The organism is Serratia sp. P2ACOL2, from assembly GCF_003691565.1.
Taxonomy (GTDB): domain Bacteria; phylum Pseudomonadota; class Gammaproteobacteria; order Enterobacterales; family Enterobacteriaceae; genus Serratia; species Serratia liquefaciens.
Genome location: NZ_CP033162.1, coordinates 5,371,051 through 5,393,960 on the forward strand (window position 1 = coordinate 5,371,051; position 22,910 = coordinate 5,393,960).

General features: G+C 55.7%; 23 protein-coding genes. 12 read left to right on the plus strand and 11 right to left on the minus strand.

What is annotated here, in order from left to right:
* Window positions 1–127: 127 nt before the first annotated feature.
* From pstS to EBA31_RS25760, 8 genes are all read left to right on the plus strand, one after another.
* Window positions 128–1,168 carry a phosphate ABC transporter substrate-binding protein PstS gene (gene pstS / locus EBA31_RS25725; protein WP_020837719.1) on the plus strand — a complete coding sequence of 347 codons (1,041 nt, stop codon included), beginning with the start codon at window positions 128–130 and terminating at the stop codon, window positions 1,166–1,168.
* A gap of 92 nt (window positions 1,169–1,260) precedes the next feature.
* Complete coding sequence (gene pstC, locus EBA31_RS25730) at window positions 1,261–2,217, plus strand: phosphate ABC transporter permease PstC (protein ID WP_044554283.1); 957 nt, start codon at window positions 1,261–1,263, stop codon at window positions 2,215–2,217.
* Between the two features lies 1 nt (window position 2,218).
* A complete protein-coding gene (gene pstA, locus EBA31_RS25735) occupies window positions 2,219–3,109 on the plus strand; it encodes a phosphate ABC transporter permease PstA (RefSeq protein ID WP_041415128.1) in 891 nt (296 codons plus the stop codon).
* A gap of 54 nt (window positions 3,110–3,163) precedes the next feature.
* Window positions 3,164–3,934 carry a phosphate ABC transporter ATP-binding protein PstB gene (pstB, locus tag EBA31_RS25740; protein ID WP_369982368.1) on the plus strand — a complete coding sequence of 257 codons (771 nt, stop codon included), beginning with the start codon at window positions 3,164–3,166 and terminating at the stop codon, window positions 3,932–3,934.
* Window positions 3,935–3,945: 11 nt separating this feature from the next.
* Complete coding sequence (phoU, locus tag EBA31_RS25745; protein ID WP_020837725.1) at window positions 3,946–4,680, plus strand: phosphate signaling complex protein PhoU; 735 nt, start codon at window positions 3,946–3,948, stop codon at window positions 4,678–4,680.
* Between the two features lie 166 nt (window positions 4,681–4,846).
* Window positions 4,847–5,686, plus strand: coding sequence for an ABC transporter substrate-binding protein (locus EBA31_RS25750; protein ID WP_044554285.1), 840 nt, complete (start codon window positions 4,847–4,849; stop codon window positions 5,684–5,686).
* Window positions 5,687–5,765: 79 nt separating this feature from the next.
* On the plus strand, window positions 5,766–6,491 hold the full coding sequence (locus EBA31_RS25755; protein ID WP_020837727.1) for an amino acid ABC transporter permease: 726 nt from the start codon (window positions 5,766–5,768) through the stop codon (window positions 6,489–6,491).
* Between the two features lies 1 nt (window position 6,492).
* Window positions 6,493–7,233 (plus strand): amino acid ABC transporter permease, encoded by a 741-nt coding sequence (locus EBA31_RS25760; protein ID WP_048759323.1) that lies wholly within the window; start codon window positions 6,493–6,495, stop codon window positions 7,231–7,233.
* Here EBA31_RS25760 and yieH read toward each other — a convergent pair.
* Entirely contained in the window at window positions 7,226–7,891 is a 666-nt protein-coding gene (gene yieH / locus EBA31_RS25765) for a 6-phosphogluconate phosphatase (RefSeq protein WP_122080489.1), read from the minus strand. The genes EBA31_RS25760 and yieH overlap by 8 nt on opposite strands.
* Before the next feature lie 349 nt (window positions 7,892–8,240).
* On the opposite strand from yieH, the gene EBA31_RS25770 reads away from it, so the two are divergent.
* Window positions 8,241–9,578 carry an NCS2 family permease gene (locus tag EBA31_RS25770; protein ID WP_020837732.1) on the plus strand — a complete coding sequence of 446 codons (1,338 nt, stop codon included), beginning with the start codon at window positions 8,241–8,243 and terminating at the stop codon, window positions 9,576–9,578.
* A 37-nt stretch (window positions 9,579–9,615) separates the two neighbouring features.
* Here the strand turns inward: EBA31_RS25770 and EBA31_RS25775 are convergent, their stop codons facing one another.
* The 10 genes from EBA31_RS25775 to rpmH form a co-directional block, all read right to left on the minus strand.
* Window positions 9,616–10,665, minus strand: coding sequence for a hypothetical protein (locus tag EBA31_RS25775; RefSeq protein WP_122080490.1), 1,050 nt, complete (start codon window positions 10,663–10,665; stop codon window positions 9,616–9,618).
* A 96-nt stretch (window positions 10,666–10,761) separates the two neighbouring features.
* Entirely contained in the window at window positions 10,762–11,328 is a 567-nt protein-coding gene (locus EBA31_RS25780; protein ID WP_122080491.1) for an NADPH-dependent FMN reductase, read from the minus strand.
* A 179-nt stretch (window positions 11,329–11,507) separates the two neighbouring features.
* On the minus strand, window positions 11,508–12,233 hold the full coding sequence (locus EBA31_RS25785; protein WP_122080492.1) for a 4'-phosphopantetheinyl transferase superfamily protein: 726 nt from the start codon (window positions 12,231–12,233) through the stop codon (window positions 11,508–11,510).
* A gap of 96 nt (window positions 12,234–12,329) precedes the next feature.
* A complete protein-coding gene (locus tag EBA31_RS25790; RefSeq protein WP_122080493.1) occupies window positions 12,330–13,643 on the minus strand; it encodes a lysine N(6)-hydroxylase/L-ornithine N(5)-oxygenase family protein in 1,314 nt (437 codons plus the stop codon).
* Between the two features lie 142 nt (window positions 13,644–13,785).
* Window positions 13,786–14,586, minus strand: a complete 801-nt coding sequence (locus EBA31_RS25795) for an MBL fold metallo-hydrolase (protein WP_122080494.1) — start codon at window positions 14,584–14,586, stop codon at window positions 13,786–13,788.
* A 154-nt stretch (window positions 14,587–14,740) separates the two neighbouring features.
* Complete coding sequence (mnmE, locus tag EBA31_RS25800) at window positions 14,741–16,105, minus strand: tRNA uridine-5-carboxymethylaminomethyl(34) synthesis GTPase MnmE (protein WP_020837769.1); 1,365 nt, start codon at window positions 16,103–16,105, stop codon at window positions 14,741–14,743.
* Between the two features lie 101 nt (window positions 16,106–16,206).
* Complete coding sequence (gene yidC, locus EBA31_RS25805) at window positions 16,207–17,844, minus strand: membrane protein insertase YidC (RefSeq protein ID WP_122080495.1); 1,638 nt, start codon at window positions 17,842–17,844, stop codon at window positions 16,207–16,209.
* A gap of 2 nt (window positions 17,845–17,846) precedes the next feature.
* On the minus strand, window positions 17,847–18,104 hold the full coding sequence (gene yidD / locus EBA31_RS25810; RefSeq protein WP_012004505.1) for a membrane protein insertion efficiency factor YidD: 258 nt from the start codon (window positions 18,102–18,104) through the stop codon (window positions 17,847–17,849).
* On the minus strand, window positions 18,068–18,427 hold the full coding sequence (rnpA, locus tag EBA31_RS25815; protein WP_004950547.1) for a ribonuclease P protein component: 360 nt from the start codon (window positions 18,425–18,427) through the stop codon (window positions 18,068–18,070). Before rnpA ends, yidD begins: the two co-directional genes overlap by 37 nt.
* Before the next feature lie 18 nt (window positions 18,428–18,445).
* Window positions 18,446–18,586, minus strand: coding sequence for a 50S ribosomal protein L34 (rpmH, locus tag EBA31_RS25820; protein ID WP_003849659.1), 141 nt, complete (start codon window positions 18,584–18,586; stop codon window positions 18,446–18,448).
* 681 nt (window positions 18,587–19,267) lie between these two features.
* Here rpmH and dnaA point away from each other — a divergent pair.
* The 3 genes from dnaA to recF are packed head-to-tail and all read left to right on the plus strand — an operon-like array spanning window position 19,268 to window position 22,901.
* Window positions 19,268–20,665: a chromosomal replication initiator protein DnaA gene (gene dnaA / locus EBA31_RS25830; protein ID WP_041414068.1), complete on the plus strand. Its 1,398-nt coding sequence runs from the start codon at window positions 19,268–19,270 to the stop codon at window positions 20,663–20,665.
* Between the two features lie 4 nt (window positions 20,666–20,669).
* On the plus strand, window positions 20,670–21,770 hold the full coding sequence (gene dnaN / locus EBA31_RS25835) for a DNA polymerase III subunit beta (protein WP_020824632.1): 1,101 nt from the start codon (window positions 20,670–20,672) through the stop codon (window positions 21,768–21,770).
* Window positions 21,771–21,815: 45 nt separating this feature from the next.
* A complete protein-coding gene (recF, locus tag EBA31_RS25840; RefSeq protein WP_046374834.1) occupies window positions 21,816–22,901 on the plus strand; it encodes a DNA replication/repair protein RecF in 1,086 nt (361 codons plus the stop codon).
* The last annotated feature ends 9 nt before the right edge of the window (window positions 22,902–22,910 follow it).

Sequence of the window (22,910 nt, forward strand, 5' to 3'; positions counted from 1 at the left end):
GTAATATAACTGTCATATTTCGTACATTTTACTGTCACCAAACTGTCCTATTTTCCCTCCTGCAGCAATACTTACTCTGATGAAAACGACTCAAAGTCGATTTTTGAATATCCCATTAGGAGGGATTATGAAACTGATGCGTACCACCGTCGCCAGTATTGTGGCAGCGACTTTCTCCCTGACCGCCGTGTCCGCGTTCGCTGCTGCTAGCCTGACCGGTGCAGGTGCGACATTCCCCGCTCCGGTTTATGCCAAGTGGGCAGATTCTTATCAGAAAGAAACCGGCAACAAAGTTAACTATCAGGGCATCGGCTCTTCTGGTGGCGTGAAGCAAATCGTCGCCAATACCGTTGACTTTGGTGCCTCCGATGCACCTTTGAGTGATGACAAGCTGGCGGCCGATGGCCTGTTCCAGTTCCCTACCGTGATCGGTGGCGTGGTGCTGGCCGTTAACATCCCGGGCATCAAATCCGGTGAGCTGACCCTGGATGGGAAAACCCTGGGTGATATCTACCTGGGCAACGTGAAAAAATGGAACGACCCGGCGATCACCAAGCTGAACCCAGGCGTCAAGCTGCCGGATCAGAACATTGCGGTTGTTCGTCGCGCGGACGGTTCAGGCACCTCTTTCGTGTTCACCAGCTATCTGTCTAAAGCCAACGCGCAGTGGAAAGAGAAAATCGGTGCAGGTTCTACCGTTAACTGGCCAACCGGTCTGGGCGGCAAGGGCAATGACGGCATCGCCGCATTCGTACAGCGTCTGCCAGGCTCCATCGGTTACGTTGAATACGCGTATGCCAAACAAAACAACCTGGCTTACACCAAGCTGATTTCTGCCGACGGCAAAGCGGTTAGCCCAACAGAAGAGAGCTTCAGCGCCGCCGCTAAAGGCGTTGACTGGAGCAAAACCTTCGCCCAGGACCTGACTAACCAGAAAGGTGACAACGCCTGGCCAATTACCTCCACCACCTTCATCCTGGTGCACAAAGAGCAGAAAAACCCGGCTCAGGGCACCGAAGTTCTGAAGTTCTTTGACTGGGCGTATAAAACCGGCGCCAAACAGGCTAACGACCTGGATTACGCCACGCTGCCGAACGAAGTTATCGAGCAGGTGCGTGCAGCATGGAAAACCAACGTAAAAGACAGTTCCGGTAAAGCGCTGTACTAACAACGCAGGGGCGCGTGATTCGGCGCGCCCCACTCAGTTTTTCAGGGCTCAATTCAGGTTGGGCCTGCCAGGGTTAACACAGAGAGTGATCTATGGCTGAGTACAAGCCGACCATTAAAGCACCGAGTAAAAATGGTGACGTCATCTTCAGCGCGCTGGTTAAACTGGCGGCGCTGATTACCCTATTGTTGCTGGGCGGCATTATTGTTTCGCTGATCTTCGCCTCCTGGCCGAGCATACAGAAATTCGGTTTCTCCTTCCTGTGGACCAAAGAATGGGACGCGCCTGCTGAGCAGTTCGGCGCCCTGGTACCGATCTACGGCACCGTCGTCACCTCGCTGATCGCATTGATTATCGCCGTACCCGTCAGCTTCGGCATTGCGCTGTTCCTGACCGAGCTGGCACCAAACTGGCTGAGGCGCCCGCTGGGTATCGCCATTGAACTGCTGGCGGCGATCCCGAGTATCGTTTATGGCATGTGGGGCCTGTTCGTGTTCGCCCCGCTGTTTGCCGAATATTTCCAGACCCCGGTTGGCGAGGTGCTGTCCGGCATTCCGATTGTCGGTGAGCTGTTCTCTGGCCCGGCGTTCGGTATCGGTATTCTGGCTGCCGGGGTGATCCTGGCGATTATGATTATTCCTTATATCGCCGCCGTAATGCGCGACGTGTTCGAACAAACCCCGGTGATGATGAAAGAGTCGGCCTATGGCATCGGCTGCACCACCTGGGAAGTGATTTGGCGCATCGTATTGCCGTTTACCAAGAATGGCGTGATTGGCGGTGTAATGCTCGGCTTGGGCCGTGCGCTGGGGGAAACCATGGCGGTGACCTTCATCATCGGTAACACCTACCAGCTCGACAGCGCTTCACTGTATATGCCGGGCAACAGCATCACCTCTGCACTGGCCAACGAATTCGCCGAAGCGGAGTCGGGCGTGCACACCGCCGCGTTGATGGAGTTGGGGCTGATTCTGTTTGTTATCACCTTTATCGTGCTGGCGCTGTCGAAGCTGATGGTGATGCGCCTGGCAAAGAGTGAGGGACGCTAACGTGACGACTATGGATATGCAAAATAGCGTAGCGCTGCTGGAAAGCCGCCGCAAAATGCAGGCCTGGCGCCGCCAGAAGAACCGACTGGCGCTGTTCCTGTCGATGGCGACCATGGTGTTTGGCCTGTTCTGGCTGGTGTGGATCCTGTTCTCCACCGTGACCAAGGGCATCGACGGCATGTCGCTGGCGCTGTTCACCGAAATGACTCCTCCGCCGAATACCGCGGGCGGAGGCCTGGCAAACGCCATCGCCGGTAGCGGCCTGTTGATCCTGTGGGCTACCGTGTTCGGTACGCCGCTGGGCATCATGGCGGGGATTTACCTGGCGGAATATGGCCGTAAATCCTGGCTGGCGGAAGTCATCCGTTTTATTAACGACATTCTGTTATCGGCACCGTCGATTGTTGTGGGCCTGTTCGTGTACACCATCGTGGTGGCGAAGATGGAACACTTCTCCGGTTGGGCCGGGATCATCGCGTTGGCGCTGTTGCAGGTACCGATCGTGATCCGTACCACCGAGAATATGCTGAAGCTGGTGCCGGATACGCTGCGCGAAGCCGCTTATGCGCTGGGCACGCCGAAATGGCGCATGATTTCCGCCATCACGCTGAAAGCCTCGGTCTCCGGCATCATCACCGGCGTGCTGCTGGCGATTGCGCGTATCGCAGGGGAAACCGCACCGTTGCTGTTTACCTCGCTGTCGAATCAGTTCTGGAGCACCGACCTGATGCAGCCGATCGCCAACCTGCCGGTGACCATTTTCAAATTCGCCATGAGCCCGTTCGCCGAATGGCAAGAGCTGGCCTGGGCCGGGGTGCTGTTGATAACCCTGTGCGTACTGCTACTGAATATCCTGGCGCGTGTGGTTTTCGCCAAGAAAAAGCATTCATAAAATTTTGAGCGCTGCCGTGGCGGCGCTGATGAAAAGAGAGAAGTCTTGATGAGTATGGTTACTGACGCTTCCAGCAGCAAAATTCAGGTACGCGATCTGAACTTCTACTATGGCAAATTCCATGCGCTGAAAAACATCACGCTGGATATCGCCAAGAACAAGGTCACCGCGTTTATCGGCCCGTCCGGCTGCGGCAAATCTACCCTGCTGCGCACCTTCAACAAAATGTATCAGCTGTACCCCGAGCAGCGTGCCGAAGGTGGCATTCTGCTGGATGGGCAGAACATTCTGACCGACAACTCGGATATCGCACTGCTGCGTGCCAAGGTCGGCATGGTGTTCCAGAAGCCGACGCCGTTCCCGATGTCGATTTACGACAATATCGCCTTCGGCGTGCGCCTGTTTGAAAAGCTGTCACGTGCCGACATGGATGAGCGTGTGCAGTGGGCCTTGACCAAGGCGGCGCTGTGGAACGAAACCAAGGACAAGCTGCACCAGAGCGGTTACAGCCTGTCGGGTGGCCAGCAGCAACGTCTGTGCATCGCCCGCGGCATTGCCATTCGTCCGGACGTGTTATTGCTGGACGAACCTTGCTCGGCGCTGGATCCGATTTCCACCGGTAAGATTGAAGAGCTGATCAGCGAACTGAAGTCTGACTACACCGTGGTGATCGTAACCCACAACATGCAGCAGGCCGCGCGTTGCTCCGACTCCACGGCATTTATGTATCTGGGCGAACTGATCGAGTTCAGTGATACTGATAACCTGTTCACCGCGCCACAGAAAAAACAGACCGAAGACTACATCACCGGCCGTTATGGTTGATAGGATGCATCATGGATAACCTGAATTTAAATAAGCACATTTCCGGCCAGTTCAACGCAGAACTGGAGCATATCCGCACCCAGGTATTGACCATGGGCGGGCTGGTGGAACAGCAACTGACCGACGCTATCACCGCGATGCACAATCAGGACGGTGAATTGGCCAAACGCGTGATCGAAGGCGACGCCAAGGTCAATATGATGGAAGTGGCGATTGACGAAGCCTGCGTGCGGATCATCGCCAAACGCCAGCCGACCGCCAGCGACCTGCGTCTGGTGATGGCGATCATCAAAACCATTTCCGAGCTGGAACGCATCGGCGACGTGGCGGACAAGATTTGCCGCACCGCGCTGGAGAAATTCTCGCACCAGCACCAGCCACTGCTGGTCAGCCTGGAGTCGCTTGGTCGCCATACCGTGCAGATGCTGCACGACGTGCTGGACGCCTTCGCGCGCATGGATTTGGATGAAGCTATCCGCATTTACCGCGAAGACCGGAAGGTCGATCAGGAATACGAGGGCATCGTACGCCAGTTGATGACCTACATGATGGAAGATACGCGTACTATCCCAAGCGTGCTGACCGCGTTATTCTGTGCCCGTTCGATCGAGCGTATCGGTGACCGCTGCCAGAACATTTGCGAATTTATCTTCTATTTCGTCAAAGGTCAGGACTTCCGTCATATCGGTGGCGACGCGCTGGAAAAGCTGCTGTCATCCGACGGAAAAGACGATAAAAAAGAGTAATTTCCCCCGAGAGTTACCCCTGAAGGCGCAGAAAACTGCGCCTTTATGCTGTTTAAAACCCTTAAAGACAAAAAGGTTATAAATATAGCTTTTTATATTATTTCCTGACCTAAGTGGGTCTTGCTAGCTTAGCAGCCAGCAGGACATCAACCCTTAGGAGCTCCCCATGAAACATCGCGCTTTGGCCTTAACCTTATTAGCCAGCCTGACCAGCCTCGCCACCGGTGCCGCGCATGCGGACAAACTCGACGACATCAAGAAAGCCGGCGTAGTGCGTATCGCGGTGTTCGACAGCAATCCGCCGTTCGGTTATATCGACCCGCAAAGCAAAAAGCTGGTGGGTTACGATGTAGATGTCGCCGATGCGATCGGCAAAGCGCTGGGCGTGAAGGTTGAGCTGCGAGCCACCAACCCGGCCAACCGTATTCCTTTGCTGGTCTCGAAAAAGGTAGACCTGATTGCCGCTAACTTCACCATTACCGACGAGCGCGCCAAGGAAGTGAACTTCAGCGTGCCGTATTTCGCCACCGGCCAGAAATTTATCGCCCATAAAGGCGTGCTGAAAACCCCGGAAGACATCAAAAAGCTGCGCATTGGCGCGGACAAAGGCACGGTGCAGGAAATTACCCTGCGTGAACATTATCCGACGGCGAAAGTGATCTCTTACGACGATACCCCGCTGGCGTTCGTGGCGCTGCGTAACGGTAACGTGCAGGCGATCACCCAGGATGACGCCAAGCTGGTGGGCCTGCTCGGCAACCTGCCGGCCGCCCAGAAAGCTGACTTCGAGATCTCGCCGTTCAGCATTACCAAAGAGTACCAGGGAGTCGGCATTCCCAAAGGCGAAGATCGCCTGACCGCCAGCGTTAACGACACGCTGATCAAACTGGAAAAGGACGGCGAAGCGGTGAAAATCTACAATCGCTGGTTCGGGCCGGAAACCAAAACGGCTCAACCGCGCGGCGATTTCACCATCGCACCCCTGGATCAGCAGCCTAAGGCCTGATTCTGCGGGGTCGTGAAGTCAGAACGGAGGGGCGCAGCTTGCTGCGCCCTTGGCGCATGGTGCAAAACAAGGATTAGGCATGAATCTGCAACAACTCTCAGACTGGCTGCTGGCGCCGCAGTATCTGAGCTGGTTATGGGATGGCTTCCTGCTGACGCTGTGGCTTTCCGCCTGTGCGAGCCTGGCAGCCACGCTGTTGGGGTTTTTACTGACGGCGATGCGTGACAGCCGCCTGAGGGTGCTGCGCTGGCTGGCGGTCGGTTACAGCTCATTGTTTCGCAATACGCCGCTGCTGGTGCAGCTGTTCTTCTGGTATTTCGCCGCCGGGCAGATTTTGCCGTCTGCCGCCATGCAGTGGCTGAATACGCCACACCACATCGGCCCACTTGAGTGGCCCTCATTTGAATTTCTGGCCGGGTTCTTCGGCCTGACGCTTTACTCCACCGCTTTTATCGCTGAAGAGATCCGCTCCGGCATCCGTGGCGTCGCCAGCGGACAAAAGTACGCCGCCAACGCGCTGGGGCTGACCGGATGGCAGGCCATGCGCTATGTGGTGCTGCCGCAGGCGCTTAAAATTGCCATGCCGCCGCTACTGGGCCAATACATGAACGTAATAAAAAACTCCTCGCTGACCATGGCGATCGGCGTCGCTGAACTTTCCTATGCTTCGCGTCAGGTAGAAACCGAGACGCTACGCACCTTCCAGGCCTTTGGCGTGGCGACGGTGTTGTATATCGCCATCATTGCGCTATTGGAAGGCTGGGGCATGTGGCGACAGCAGCGTAAACCGCTGGGAGGACATTAAGATGGATTTCAGCATCATTTACGACAACCTGGGATATCTGCTGTGGGGCACCTGGCCGGATGGGCCGCTGGGGGGCGCGGCGCTGACACTGGCTATCAGCCTGATGGCGGGGGTGGCTTCGGCTATTCTCGGCACGCTGTTGGGGGTGGCATTGGCGATGTCACGCGGTGTGGTGGCCGGGCTGTTGGCGGCGATTTTGGGCTTTTTCCGCGCAATTCCGGTGATCATGCTGATTTTCTGGACCTATTTCCTGCTGCCCATCGTTTTTGGCGTAGATATTCCTGAAATTACCACGGTGGTTTGCGCTCTGGCGTTGATCGCCTCCGCCTATCTGGCGCATGCGGTGAAAGCCGGCATTGCCGCCATCGGGCCGGGGCAGTGGCAGGCCGGGTTATCGTTGGGGCTGACCCGCTGGCAAACGCTGTGGTTGATAGTGCTGCCGCAGGCGCTGCGCATGATGGTGCCGTCGTTTATCAACCAGTGGATTTCGCTTATCAAAGACACCTCCCTGGCCTATATCGTTGGTGTCAGTGAGCTGACTTTTCTGGCGACACAGGTCAACAACCGCAGCATGGTGTATCCGATGGAGGTATTCCTGTTTATCGCGTTGGTGTATTTCGTGTTCTGCCTGGCGTTGGATCTGCTGGCCAATGCGATCAATCGCCGCTACAGCCCGCAGACCCGGGCTGTAAAACGGTCATGGCGCTGGTGGCGCAACAAACCGCCGTTGCCGGCTAGTTAGTCAGCTGCCAGCCGCGTTCACGCCAGAGCGCCGGCAATTGCGCCAGATTGTCGAATGCGGTGACCAAGGGGTGATCGATAGGTTTATTGTGCGGATCGGCGCAGAAGTAAAACACCGGGATCCCGGCGGCGATCCCTGCCTGTGCTCCGGCGGCGGAATCGTCCACCAGGATGCAGCGCTCCAACGGCACCTGCATTTTTTCAGCGGCGTGGAACACAATGGCCGGATCCGGCTTCCAGCGTTGGATGTCATAGCCGCTGAACAACCGGTCATCAAAATAGTGCAGCATATCGGTCAGGCCGAGCGAGTGTTGCATTTTGCTGACCGGGCCATTGGAAACGGTGCACATCGGCACCTTCACCTGCGCCAGCAGTTCACGCGCCCCGGCGATTTGTTGCAGCTCGCTATCGAACAAACGGGCCACTTCCTGGCGGTACAGCGGTTCAAGCTCTTCCTTTGCCAGCGTGGTGCCCTGTTCTGCATTAACCTGTTCGATAATTTCGTACAGCTTCACTCCTTTGAATCTTCTGAACACGTCGTCCAGCGACAGGTGGATGCCGAAGTGGGCAAACATGTGCACATAGGCTTTGCTGCACAGCACTTCGCTGTCCACCAGCGTGCCGTCGCAATCAAACAAAATACAGTCAATCTGGTTCATCAGCGTCAGTGTCCTTCGAGTCAACAGCGATAATGCCACTTTAACCGCATCAGGCAGGATTGCGACTCCTGAATCCTGGTTTTCCGATGAATATCAGCAAATACAACCTGTTGGGGTTTATGGCCGTAAAGACGGCGAAAAAAACCTGTGATCAGCATCAAAACCCTGACTTTTTGTTATATACCCGGCATACTTGAAGCCGCATCTGTGTTGGCTGCGAACGCTCACCCCAGTCACTTACTTGAGTAAGCTCTTGGGGATTCGCGTTCTTGCCGCCGTGATGCGACTCCAATTATTTTGGGCATAGGATAGCCGGCGACTGTCCATTCCCCTCTTCGGAATTCTGATAATGAGCAAACCAGTATCTGGCCTTGACGTCGAGCAAGGCTTGCTTGGGCGCGTGTTTAAACTCAAGCAACATGGCACTACGGCGCGTACGGAAACGATTGCCGGTATTACCACCTTTTTGACCATGGTGTATATCGTGTTCGTTAACCCCCAAATCCTGGGCGCGGCGGGCATGGATACGCAGGCGGTGTTCGTGACAACCTGTCTGATTGCCGCTTTCGGCAGCATTTTCATGGGCCTGCTGGCGAACCTGCCGGTAGCGCTGGCACCGGCGATGGGCCTCAATGCGTTCTTCGCATTTGTGGTGGTCGGCGCAATGGGCATCTCATGGCAGATCGGCATGGGTGCCATTTTCTGGGGGGCAGTCGGTTTATTGCTGCTGACCATTTTCCGCGTACGCTACTGGATGATTGCCAATATTCCGATGAGCCTGCGGGTGGGCATTACCAGCGGTATCGGTCTGTTTATCGGCATGATGGGGCTGAAAAATGCCGGTATCGTGGTGGCTAACCCGGACACCCTGGTGACCATCGGCAGCCTGACTTCGCACAACGTGCTGCTGGGCGCGCTGGGCTTCTTTATCATCGCGGTATTGTCTTCACGCAACTTCCATGCGGCAGTGCTGATTTCTATCGTGGTGACCACGCTGATCGGCTGGGCGTTGGGCGATGTGAAATACGGCGGCGTATTCTCGATGCCTCCTAACATCACGTCGGTAGTGGGTCAGGTTGATCTGGCCGGGGCGCTGAATATTGGCCTGGCCGGGGTGATTTTCTCCTTTATGCTGGTCAACCTGTTCGACTCCTCCGGTACCTTGATTGGCGTAACCGACAAGGCCGGGCTGACTGACGACAAGGGTAAGTTCCCGCGCATGAAGCAGGCACTGTATGTCGACAGCATCAGTTCGGTAGCCGGTTCCTTTGTCGGCACTTCTTCGGTTACCGCCTATATTGAAAGCTCCGCCGGGGTGTCTGTCGGCGGCCGTACCGGCCTGACCGCTGTGGTAACCGGTATCCTGTTCCTGTTGGTGATTTTCCTCTCGCCGTTGGCGGGTATGGTGCCGGCTTATGCCGCAGCCGGCGCGCTGATCTACGTTGGCGTGCTGATGACATCAAGTTTGGCGCGGGTGAAGTGGGATGACCTGACCGAAGCCGTTCCGGCGTTCGTCACGGCAGTGATGATGCCATTCAGCTTCTCGATCACCGAAGGCATTGCGCTCGGCTTTATTTCCTATTGCGTGATGAAGCTGGGGACCGGTCGCTGGCGCGAAATCAGCCCATGCGTGGTGGTGGTGGCGCTGCTGTTTGTGCTGAAAATTGTGTTTGTAGACGGCCATTAATACGGCAAGGGCCGACGCTGGTCTGCCCCGTTATCTTTTAGGCACCCGGCGTTGCGTCGGGCGCCTGCTGCAACATCCACTGTAAAGGCCGTTTAAAACGGGCCTGCCAGCCGCCGTCAGGGTTCTCTCCCTGAGAAAAATGCAGCGTTTCTACCTGGTTATTCTCACTGAACAAATTGGCGAAATGCATCGCCAGCGCCTGATCGCTGAAGTTTTGCCGATCGTAATACGCCACCACCAAGCGCTTATTGGTCGCCAGCGATTGCTGGGCCTGCTTGATCTCACCATTGGGGGCGATCAGCATCGCGCCGGCATATAGCTGGGGATATTTGGCCAGCAGATTGGCCGCGTGCAGCGCTCCTTGCCCACGGGCGGTGAGGTAGACCTGCTGCGGGTTGAGTTTTAGTTCTGCGGCCGGTTGCAAAGCCCGCCGGATCGCGCTTTGGGTGCTTTCGTCACTGTAATTCGACCAGCGGAAGCTGTTCTCCGACAGCATCTGGGTACCGTTGATCTCAACATAGGCCACGCCCATCTCGCTAAACAACAAACGCTCTTCGGGGGAGATACCGGCGCTCTTGCCGTAGGTATGCAGGTACACCACCGTTGGCCAGCCGCCGGCAGGCGGTGTGCCTTCAGGAATGGCGTAGCTGGCTTTGCCTTCGTACCAATGCGCATGTTGCAGGTAGCGGGCTTTGGTGACCGCCAATATTGATTGATAGGTCCTGCTGTGCTGAATGCTATTGAAGGCGTCGTCCTCCAACAGGTTGTAGTAATACCACAACCCGCGATCGGCACTCAGCTGCAGATAGCGCTCCGCCAGTTCGGTTTGGCCCTTTTCCGCCGAAGAGGCCGCCAGTTGATAGGGGGCCCATATGTTCCGCCCGTCTTCGCGCATCAGCGTCAGGTACAGCGACATGGCCGCGATCTTTTTGTCTTCCTGGCCCTGGGCGGTGCGTGGGTATTGGGCATTCAAAGGGCTATGTACCGGCAGCTCGATCGGCTCTTCTCCGGCGGGATAACGCATTTCTGCGGCTGATAATGGTCTGGTGATGAAAGCCAGTAATATGGCTAAAATGAGAAAATACATAATTTTATGACTTTAATTTTAATGGGTTATAAAGTGATCTCTCATAAGAATGACGCCTTCAGTCAATTTTCTGCCGAAGGCGTCTGTAAAATAATCTTACTCCAGTCGACGAATATAATCACTGAATGCGGACAGCTGGCCGGTCAGGAAGTCCAGCGTGCCCTGATCAATCAACTCCCCAGCCTGAGCATCCACTTTATTCTGGATCACGCCGCCCATAAATTCCGGTTTGTTCATCACCATGGCATCGAGAAATACCAGGATCTGGCGCAGATGATACTGGCAGCGCGCGCCGCCAATCGGCCCCATAGAGCTGGTCTGAATGGCTACGGGTTTACCGGCTAACGGCTGGTTTGGCAGGCGGGACAGCCAGTCGATGGCGTTTTTTAACCCGCCCGGCACCGAGTAGTTATATTCCGGGGTAACGATGATAACGCCGTCCGCCTGACGGATTTGCTCTGCGATCGCTTCCACTGCAGCAGGGAACCCTTCTTCCTGTTGCACATCGGCATCATACAGCGGGATATCACGGATTGAAGGAAGCGCTTCGATGGTGACGCCTTGTGGCGCAAGGCCCGGCAGGGCATTGGCGACCATGGCGTTGTACGAGCCTTTACGCAGGCTGCCGAGCAGGGTAACGATTTTTAATGCTTGGTCTGACATGGTGATTCTCCCTTTCGAATGAACAGATTCAGCTTAGAACATCAGGAGATAGTAGGGCAAAGCTGCAGGAGAGAATAGATGATTGCTGAATATTTAGCTGACTTTACAGTTTTATGCAGGAATTTATGCGTTAAAGAAAGTTTTATCTCAGGGGTTCGTCGCAGGGTAAGCGGCCGATGTCAGCGGTGAAGTGCCAGGCTGGTCAGTTTGATAAAGCGGGTGGAACTGGCCGGTGCTCGTGGAGAGATCTCACCGTTTTTCTGCAGGCCTTTATTGGCTTCATACTGCCAGCATACCAGACGTTCCAGGCTGGGTTCGCGCGCGCAAGCCCAGCTCAGATATTCGTCGGCATCGCTCATCACCTGAACCTGGGGGGTGATGCTGGATCGCAGGTGGCCGGAAAAAGGGTGCAGCAGCAGCGACGATTGCCCGCTGTTACCCAGGCCGGAAATTTTCAACACGCTTTGACGGATGCTCCACAGCTGCGTTTCCGCCTCCAGCCGATCGTATTGCGCACTGATCCAGGCACTTTCTGCCGGCGTTTGAAATTGGTCTTGCAGCCTTTTCTGTTGCCCGCCCCGTGCGCGCATGACTTCAATATCCAGCCCCACCCTGCCTTCATCGCTTAACAAAACCCCTACCGTATCGCTGGCGTAGGCCAGGCTGAAATCGGGCAGGTGGTTGTCGACAAAACAGGGACGGCCGGTAGGTGTGGTAGCGATGGGGGGCAATGTCGGCAGACCGTAGAGATAAAACATCATTTCGGCGAGCAGGATGCGCCCCTGCAGAAAGCGTTGGCGGCGTTTAATGGAAAAAGCGGTGGTAGCAGCAACGACCTCGGCGGAGAGCCTCCGGGTATCCAGTGCGGTGGACGTGGGGATCCATCGGGCAAAATGACACGCCATTATTCACTCCATACCAGAGGGGTCGCTGAAAACGCAGGGGAGTTAGATTAAGCATAAGTCGAGGATTTATCATCAAAAAACAGTATGCGTTTTATCCTATTTATTTGTTTGAGTAATATCATCGTCCGGGGCAGCGCCGCTCCACCATTGGATCAGCGAGGCGTTTGGTGCCAGATCAAAATGGGGTTTACCGAGCAGATGATTCAGAATGCGTGCTGAGCGCCAGGCCATCAGGCTGAGCCCGCCTTCCGCGCTGCCGTGGCTGTGGATACCGGCATTCACCGCATAAATGCGATTCTGCTCAGGCCCCTGCCATTCGAGGTTAAAATCGGGCAGTAACGGCAAGTGTTGTTGGTCGTCGAAAGGAATGCGTGGCAACAGGGGTTTTAAATAGGCAGGGAGTGAAGGGCGATAACCGGTTGCTAAAATGACGACATCGGCATTGAATCCTTCCTGGCGATTTTCAAGACCGTGTCGGGTGCGCAATTGGAACCCTTTGCCTGTCGGCTCGATCGCCAGCAGAGTGCGATGCGGCAAAAGACGCACGTTGCGCGGCTGGTGCATCACATCGAAACGCATATAAAGCTCCCGGTACAAAGTACGTAGCGTATGGTTACTAATACCGTCGGCCGGCAGTTTCTGAGTCTTGAGTTCGCGCTCGCGGATATCCTGCGGCAGCGTATAAAAATAATCGACGTACTCCGGGGTGAAATATTCATTGGTGAAGGCAGACTCGTCCAGCGGCTGAAAATTGGGCCGACGGGAAATCCAGTCGAGCTGTGCCGGTTCGCCCCAGTGCCCCCGCAGCGCGTTCAGAAAAATATCGGCACCGCTTTGGCCGCCGCCAATCACCGCCACCCGCTTACCGGTCAGATCCGGATTACGCAGGCCCATTTCGGCGGCATGCAGGCAGTTTTCGCCCAGCGCCGGATAAAACTCCTCAGGCAGCCAGGGGTCGTGGCCGGTGCCCAGACAGATATTCTTCGCCCACAGGGTTTGGTCGCGGGTGCGTACTTTGAACAGCTGTTTTTCATCGTCAAAATCGATGCTTTCAACCGACTGCGAAAACTGTAACCCTTCTAATCTATTACAGGCCCAGCTCAAATAGTCGGAGAACTCTTCGCGGCTGATAATTTGCTGTTCGGTAATCAGAAAACGATAAATTTTTTTCTGCTCGACCAGGTAATTGATAAAGGAGAATTGGCTGCGAGGCGTTACCGCCGTAACCAGGTCCTGCAACACATAGGTCTGCATATAGGCGGAAGGGAGCAGCATGCCGGGATGCCAACGGAAGCTGGCGTTGCGATCGAGAAAGGCATAATTCAGTGCACCACTTTCATAGGCCAACGCCGCCAGGCTGAGGTTGAAAGGGCCAAGGCCGACGCCGAGTAAATCCAGTGGTTCATTCATTTTTTCTTATCTCTTTGATGGAAATTGCTGAGATAAGCTTAGGTGAATTTTGGCAAGAAGGAGGAGAAAGCAGGCGTTTGTCGGGGGTTCTTCCTGCCAGATTCTGTGGCAGGAAGCGAAAACCAGCTGGCTTGTTAACGTCTTATTCCAGCACGAAAGTGTCTCCGGTCGCGGGTGACATCACCTCCGGTAGCCACAGGCGTCCCCAGGTTCCGGTGCAATGGCACCCCATTAATTTCTCTGGTTTTTGCTGATGAAGAAAATGTCTTACCCGCCATAGCGTGAGCGGCGACGCGCAGCGCAGATGAAAACCGCCGATCAAAGCGTGGATCCGATCGATCCCAGTGATTTTCTGGCAGTGACGCACGATGTGAATGATCCCGCGATGCCCGCAACCGGTAATAATCACCAGCCCGCGATCGGATTTATAAATCAGCACGCCTTCGTCGATGACATAGTCCACTCCTGCATTTTCCCCGACAATCACTCCATAGGCGCGCGGTGCGGGTACTGCGATTTCGCCTGACCACATAAAACGATCGCTGATAGACAGTGGTTCGCGGCTGTACTCCATGCGGTGGCGTGAGTAATCGATATCCAAAGAGAGCTTTTTGATTTTGCGGGTGTGGCCCAGTACCTTCAGCGCCGCATAGCGTTCGTCGCCGATCTGCGGATGGCAGATAATGCGGCAGCCGTCAGGCAGCCAGGTGACGCCGCCGCAGTGGTCATAGTGGCCATGAGAGAGCACGGTTGCGGTTATTGTGGAGAGATCTACGCCCATCAGCCGCGCATTGTGCAGGAAACTGCCGTCAGGGCCGGTATCAAATAAAACGCTGGCAGTTTCATCCTGAAGCAGCAGGCTTAAGCCTGCCTTGGCCAGCAGTGACGGATTGGCGCTGGCGGCGCGGCGGTTTTCCAGCAGCACCTTGAAGGTTAATGCCATCTTTGCTCGTTCCTGAGAAGGATCCCTGACCCACCAGTATATCTAGGGAGTTATGACGGCTCTGTGAGCCAAGGCGCAGAGCGGGGCAAAGAAAAACGGCCAGAACAAAGGTTTGTCCTGGCCGTGAATAGGTCGCTTGTTACGTTACCGCCGCTTATTTACCGATGCAGAAGCTGGAGAAAATGCGTCCCAGCAGGTCATCTGAGGTAAATTCGCCGGTGATTTCACTCAGCGCTTGCTGCGCCAGTCGCAATTCTTCGGCCAGCAGCTCCCCCGCGTAAGCGCTCACTAACTGTTCTTTGCCCTCGATCAGATGCTGGGCTGCTTGCTCAAGCGCCTGCAGGTGGCGGCGACGTGCCAGGAAACCGCCTTCCATATTGCTGGTGAAGCCCATACTCTGCTTCAGGTGGTCCCGCAGCAGGTCGATACCTTCACCGGTGCGCGCCGACAGGCGAATAAGTGAGTGACCATTTACTTCTGTCATGCCCAAGGGTTCACCGGTGATGTCGGCTTTGTTACGTACTACGGTGATCGGCAGACGATGCGGCAGACGTGCCATAAACTCCGGCCAAATCTCTGCCGGTTCGGTTGCTGCGGTGGTGGTGCCATCGACCATAAACAGCACGCGGTCGGCCTGTTCGATCTCGTTCCACGCACGTTCGATACCGATACGCTCCACTTCGTCGCTGGCTTCGCGCAGGCCGGCGGTGTCGATGATGTGTAAAGGCATGCCGTCGATGTGAATATGCTCGCGCAGCACGTCGCGAGTGGTCCCGGCGATATCGGTGACGATAGCCGCTTCGCGACCGGCCAGTTCGTTCAACAGGCTGGATTTACCGGCGTTAGGACGCCCGGCGATCACCACTTTCATCCCTTCGCGCAGCAGGCTGCCCTGACGCGCTTCTGCGCGTACGTTGGAAAGAGAGGCCATGACTCCGTTGAGCTGCGCCTCGATTTTACCGTCAGACAGGAAGTCGATTTCCTCATCCGGGAAGTCTATCGCTGCTTCTACATAGATTCGCAGGTGAGTAAGTGCTTCCACAAGCTGGTTGATGCGGGTGGAGAACGCCCCCTGCAGCGAGTTCATGGCAGAACGTGCCGCCTGCTCGGAACTGGCGTCGATCAGGTCGGCAATCGCTTCGGCCTGCGCCAGATCCAGCTTGTCATTAAGGAAGGCACGCTCGGAAAATTCGCCGGGACGGGCGATACGCACGCCGGGCAGCGCCAGTACGCGTTTGAGCAGCAAATCGAGGATAACCGGCCCGCCGTGGCCTTGCAGTTCCAGCACGTCTTCGCCGGTAAACGAGTTCGGGCCAGGAAACCACAGCGCGATGCCCTGGTCCAGAGTGGCGCCTTCGGCATCACGGAACGGCAGGTAATCGGCGTAACGCGGCTTCGGCAGTTTGCCGAGCAGGGCCTGGGCTACGTCTTTGGCGCCACGGCCGGAAATACGCAAAATGCCGACGCCGCCGCGTCCCGGCGGGGTGGCTTGGGCTACGATGGTATCGGTGGTGCTCATAGTGATTCTCTCTGACGATTCAATATGCAAAAAGGCGGTCTTAATGACCGCCTCTTATCTTTTGCTGCAAGGGTTCAGCGCGCCGAACCCCTACAATACGCTTAGATCTTTTTCTTGTCGCGGCTGTGCAGGCCACGTTTTTCCAGGCCGCGGTAAATCAGCTGCTGCTGGAGGATGGTCACCAGGTTACTGACGATGTAGTACAGCACCAGACCTGACGGGAACCACAGGAAGAACACTGTGAAGATCACCGGCATAAAGGTCATGATTTTCTGCTGCATCGGGTCAGTGACGGTGGTTGGCGACATCTTCTGGATGAAGAACATCGTCACGCCCATCAGGATTGGCAAGATGTAGTACGGGTCTTGCGCCGACAGGTCATGGATCCACAGGGCGAACGGCGCATGGCGCAGCTCAACCGAGCCCATCAACATGTAGTACAGCGCCAGGAAGATTGGCATCTGGATAACCAGCGGCAAACACCCACCCAACGGGTTCACTTTCTCAGACTTGTACAGCGCCATCATTTCCTGGCTCATGCGCTGTTTGTCATCACCGATACGCTCACGCATCGCCTGCAGTTTTGGCTGCAGCATGCGCATTTTGGCCATCGAGGTGTACTGCGCTTTGGTCAGCGGGTACATGATGCCACGCACGATGAAGGTGATGATGATAATTGAGAAGCCCCAGTTACCGATAAAGCCGTGGATAAACTTCAGCAATTTGAACAGCGGCTGAGAGATGAACCACAACCAACCGTAATCCACGGTCAGATCCAGGTGCGGCGCCAGTTGGGCCATCTGGTCTTGCAGTTCCGGACCCACCCACAGGGTGGCATTCAGCTGCTGCTGCGCACCAGGCTGCACCACTACCGGAGTAGATTTGAAGCCAATGGTGGACAGGTTATCGCCAGGTTTGGCGGTATAGAAGGTGTTGCTGCCTTGCGTTGCTGGCACCCATGCGGTGGCGAAGTACTGTTGCAGCATGGCAACCCAACCGCCCTGCGTGGTGACACTCAGGTTTTCGTCCTTATCGAACGCATACTTCTGATATTTGTCTTCGCTGGAAGAGTACGCCGCGCCACGGAAGGTGTGCAGAGCGAAGTTGTTGCTGCCGGTGTCACGGTGCTTAGGCAGCTCGGTCGTCTGCTTCAGTTGGCCGAACAGGGTCAGTTCCAGCGGGGTGGTGCCTTTGTTGTCGACGTTGTAGTCAACAGCAACCGCGTAATGATTACGCTTGAGCACGAAAGTCTTGGTGTAGATAGCGCCGTCTTTACCGGTAAAGGTCAGCGGAATGCGCAGCTCTTCCTGGCCTTCCGGCAGGGTGTAGCTGTCCTGCGCCGCCTGGAACAGAGGACGTTCGCCGTTTGCCGGGTTATCCGGGCCGTTTCTGCCGGTCAGGCCGCTTTGCGCCTGATAAACAAATGACGGTGTGGTTTCCAGCAGTTGGAATGGCGTCGATGAACCCAGAGTGTCCGGGTAAGCCAACAGTTTAGCCTGCTCGATATCACCACCACGGGTGTTGATGGTCAGCGACAGCACGTCAGTATTAACGGTAATCAGTTTACCCTGACCACTGGCTGGAACTGCTGAGCTTGCGGCATCACCGGTAGCAGTGTTCGAAGTCTGTTGCGTGGTCTGGGCGACTGGTTGCGGAGCGTTGTCCGTTTGCCAGGCTTGCCAGATCATGAAAGACACGAACAGCAGAGCGATGAGGAGAAGATTGCGTTGCGAATCCATCGTTAGTGTTCTCTGTTATCGTCGGGTTTCGGCGGCACGGGATCATCGCCACCTGGGTTCAAGGGGTGGCATTTTAATACGCGTTTCAATGCTAACCAACTGCCTTTTATCATGCCAAACCTGCTTAATGCCTCAATTGCGTAATGAGAGCATGTCGGCTGGAAGCGACAACGAGGCCCAAGCAGCGGACTGATGACGAGCTGGTAAGCCCGCACCAGCCCGATCAGGATGCGGGAGCCTGGCGACAGTGGCGACGCCATAATTTTTCCAAAGCTTCCGTCAGCGCGCGGTTATCCAAATCCGCTATCCCTTTTTTGGCCACCACGACAAAATCCATCGCCGGTAACTCGTGCTGACGTAAACGGAAGCTTTCGCGGGTTAGGCGTTTGATCCGATTGCGTTCATGCGCGCGTTTGACGTGTTTTTTGGCGACGGTAAGACCGATGCGGGGATGCCCCAGCTGGTTCAGGCGGCCGAGGATGGTGATTTGCGGCGTGCCAGCCCGTTGTGGCTGCTGGAAGACGAAAGTGAAATGAGTGGGAGTTAACAAACGTAACTCCCTGGGAAAAGCTAGCTTAACCACTCAGCGGGTTAGCTTTTATTACTTAGAAACAGTCAGACGAGAACGGCCTTTCGCACGACGGCGGGCCAGAACTTGACGACCATTTTTGGTGGCCATACGAGCACGGAAACCGTGGCTACGGTTGCGCTTCAATACGGACGGTTGGAAAGTGCGTTTCATGGCGATTTCTACCTAAACTTAAATAATTACTGATCAGTAAACGCGTTTGGCTATTCGGCGTGAAGACGACCGACGCCTCAATCGCAATATATAAAGAAGCGGGATTGTAATAATTGTACAGTCCTGAGTCAATTCACATCGCGCTAGCCTACCTGGTTGTCTGCCAATACAGAGTAAAATCCGGTCTTGGCCCGTGGTCACCGCAGAATCCTGTCTGGTTAATGACACACCATTAAGGAACCAGGTACACACGTAGGGCGAAGATTATACGGACTCGGGGGTAAATCGCAAGGATCCCGACGCGATCCTTGTGGTTAAAGCCAAGGATCCGACGTGGATAACAGGGTATAACCGGTTGACAATGTAAAAAATACCGTTCCTCAGGCGGTATTTCGCCTGCAATTTGGCGTGGCTGGCGAAAAGATCGCCGCAGGCCGGGGCCTGTGGATAAAATGGATCTAATCTGTGATGAAGGGGAGGATCTCTTGCGCGGATTGCGCTATGATCCGTCATTCCGATCGCGATCTCTCAAGCGGGGATCGTGAGGGACATAAACCGTGAAAGGCGGTTCGCATCCCCCACAGGCAAACAGCCGATGCCGGGTATGTGTCAAAAATCATGAGTTATAAAAAATTAGCCTGATTCTTTTCTTTTATTGATCTTGTTCGAGTGGAGTCCGCCGTGTCACTTTCGCTTTGGCAGCAGTGTCTTGCCCGATTGCAGGATGAGTTACCTGCCACAGAATTTAGTATGTGGATACGCCCATTGCAGGCGGAACTGAGTGACAACACCCTGGCGCTTTATGCGCCCAATCGTTTTGTGCTGGATTGGGTTCGCGATAAGTACTTAAACAATATCAATGGCCTGTTGAATGATTTCTGCGGTACGGATGCCCCCTTGCTGCGTTTTGAAGTGGGCAGCAAACCGATCTCCCAAATCATCAGCCAGACCGTTACCGCCAGCGTGAGTGCAAGCGCACCCAGCGCACCGGTAGCGCGCGCCGTGGCGCCGTCCCGCCCCAGTTGGGACAACGCGGCTCCTCAGCCTGAACTTTCCTACCGCTCCAACGTTAACCCAAAGCATACCTTTGATAACTTTGTTGAGGGTAAATCCAACCAGTTGGCGCGCGCGGCGGCCCGCCAGGTGGCGGATAACCCGGGCGGCGCCTATAACCCGCTGTTCCTGTATGGCGGCACCGGCCTGGGTAAAACTCACCTGTTGCACGCGGTAGGCAACGGCATCATGGCCCGCAAGGCCAACGCCAAAGTGGTCTATATGCACTCTGAACGCTTTGTTCAGGACATGGTCAAAGCCTTGCAGAACAATGCCATTGAAGAATTTAAGCGTTATTACCGCTCGGTCGATGCGCTGCTGATCGATGACATCCAATTTTTTGCCAATAAAGAGCGTTCGCAGGAAGAGTTCTTCCATACCTTTAACGCCCTGTTGGAAGGCAATCAGCAGATTATCCTGACCTCAGACCGCTACCCGAAAGAGATTAACGGCGTGGAAGATCGCCTGAAGTCGCGCTTCGGTTGGGGGCTGACGGTGGCGATCGAGCCGCCTGAGCTGGAAACCCGCGTGGCGATCCTGATGAAAAAGGCCGACGAGAACGATATCCGTCTGCCGGGCGAAGTGGCGTTCTTTATCGCCAAGCGCCTGCGTTCCAACGTGCGTGAGCTCGAAGGGGCGCTGAACCGCGTGATTGCCAACGCAAACTTTACCGGCCGTGCCATTACCATTGATTTCGTGCGTGAAGCGCTGCGCGATCTGCTGGCTCTGCAGGAAAAGCTGGTCACCATCGATAATATTCAAAAGACGGTGGCGGAATACTATAAAATTAAAGTCGCGGATTTGTTGTCCAAGCGGCGTTCGCGTTCCGTTGCCCGCCCGCGCCAAATGGCGATGGCATTGGCAAAAGAACTCACCAACCACAGCCTGCCAGAAATCGGCGATGCGTTTGGTGGCCGCGACCATACCACGGTGTTGCACGCCTGCCGGAAGATTGAGCAGCTGCGTGAGGAAAGTCACGACATCAAAGAAGATTTCTCCAATTTAATCAGAACATTATCTTCCTAGCGCTATGAAATTTATCGTTGAACGTGAGCATCTGCTAAAACCGCTGCAACAGGTGAGCAGCCCGCTGGGCGGCCGCCCAACCTTGCCAATTCTGGGTAACCTGCTGTTGCAGGTGACGGAAGGCTCCCTGCTGCTGACCGGCACCGATCTGGAGATGGAGATGGTGGCGCGCGTTGCCCTGTCCCAGCCCCATGAAGCGGGCGCGACTACCGTCCCCGCGCGTAAATTCTTTGATATCTGCCGTGGTCTGCCTGAAGGGGCCGAGATCACCGTAACGCTTGAAAGCGAGCGCATGCTGGTGCGTTCCGGCCGCAGCCGCTTCTCACTTTCTACGTTGCCGGCGGCGGATTTCCCGAACCTGGACGACTGGCAGAGCGAAGTTGAATTTTCGCTGCCACAGGCGACGCTGAAGCGCCTGATTGAAGCTACGCAGTTCTCGATGGCTCATCAGGACGTGCGTTACTACTTAAACGGCATGCTGTTCGAAACCGAAGGGGAAGAGCTGCGTACCGTGGCGACCGACGGTCACCGCCTGGCGGTGTGTTCGATGCCGATCGGCCAGGAATTGCCGTCGCATTCGGTGATCGTGCCGCGTAAAGGCGTGATGGAGCTGGTGCGTCTGCTGGACGGTGGCGAGACCTTGTTGCAACTGCAGATCGGCAGCAACAACATTCGCGCTCACGTTGGTGACTTTATCTTCACCTCCAAGCTGGTTGACGGCCGTTTCCCTGATTATCGCCGCGTATTGCCGAAGAACCCGGACAAAACGCTGGAAGCCGGCTGCGACTTGCTCAAGCAGGCGTTTGCCCGCGCGGCCATTTTGTCGAACGAAAAGTTCCGCGGCGTGCGCCTGTACGTTAGCCAGAACCAGCTCAAGATCACCGCCAACAATCCGGAACAGGAAGAAGCGGAAGAGATCCTCGATGTCAGCTACGACGGCACCGAGATGGAAATTGGTTTTAACGTCAGTTACGTGCTGGACGTTTTGAACGCGCTCAAGTGTGAAGATGTGCGTCTGCTGCTGACCGACTCGGTTTCCAGCGTGCAGATCGAAGACGGCGCCAGTAAGTCTGCTGCTTACGTCGTCATGCCAATGCGGCTGTAGTCTCGTTACCTTGAATTACAGCACCGTTATCGGTAAAGAGATTGCATGGCTCTGACGCGTTTACTGATTAAAGACTTCCGCAATATAGAAGCGGCGGATTTGTCGCTGGCGCCGGGATTCAACTTCCTGGTTGGCGCCAACGGCAGCGGGAAAACCAGCGTGCTTGAGGCGGTGTATACCCTTGGGCACGGGCGTGCGTTTCGCAGCCTGCAGGCCGGCCGGGTGATCCGCCACGACCAGCCGGAGTTCATTTTGCACGGCCGTATTGACGGTGCAGAACGTGAAATATCCGTAGGATTAAGCAAGAGCCGTCAGGGTGACAGCAAGGTACGCATCGATGGCAGCGACGGCCACAAAGTGGCTGAACTGGCGCAGTTATTGCCGATGCAACTGATCACCCCCGAAGGTTTTACCCTGCTAAACGGCGGGCCGAAATTCCGGCGCGCCTTCCTGGACTGGGGCTGTTTTCATAACGAACCCGGTTTTTTCACCGCCTGGAGCAACCTGAAACGGTTACTGAAGCAGCGCAATGCCGCGCTGCGCCAGGTCAGTCGCTATGCGCAAATCCGCGCCTGGGATCAGGAACTGATCCCGTTGGCAGAGCGCATCAGCGAGTGGCGGGCAGCTTACAGCGACGCGATTGCCGCGGATATTACCGCGACGTGCGCGCAGTTTTTGCCCGAATTTGCCCTGAGTTTCTCTTTCCAGCGCGGCTGGGACAAAGAGAGCGACTACGGAGAGCTGCTGGAGCGCCAGTTTGAGCGCGACAGGGCGTTAACCTATACCGCGGTGGGGCCGCATAAGGCGGACTTCCGCATTCGTGCCGACGGCACGCCGGTAGAGGATTTGTTATCGCGCGGTCAGCTTAAATTGCTGATGTGCGCATTGCGCTTAGCGCAGGGTGAGTTTCTCACCCGGCAGAGCGGGCGGCGTTGCCTGTATCTGATTGATGATTTTGCCTCCGAGCTGGACACCGGCCGTCGCCGGTTGCTGGCCGATCGCCTGAAAGCCACCCAGGCCCAGGTCTTTGTCAGTGCCGTGAGCGCTGAACAAGTGACCGATATGGCCGGTGAAAAGGGCAAGATGTTCCGCGTGGAACAAGGTAAAATAGAGGTTCAACCACAGGACTAAAATGAGCGA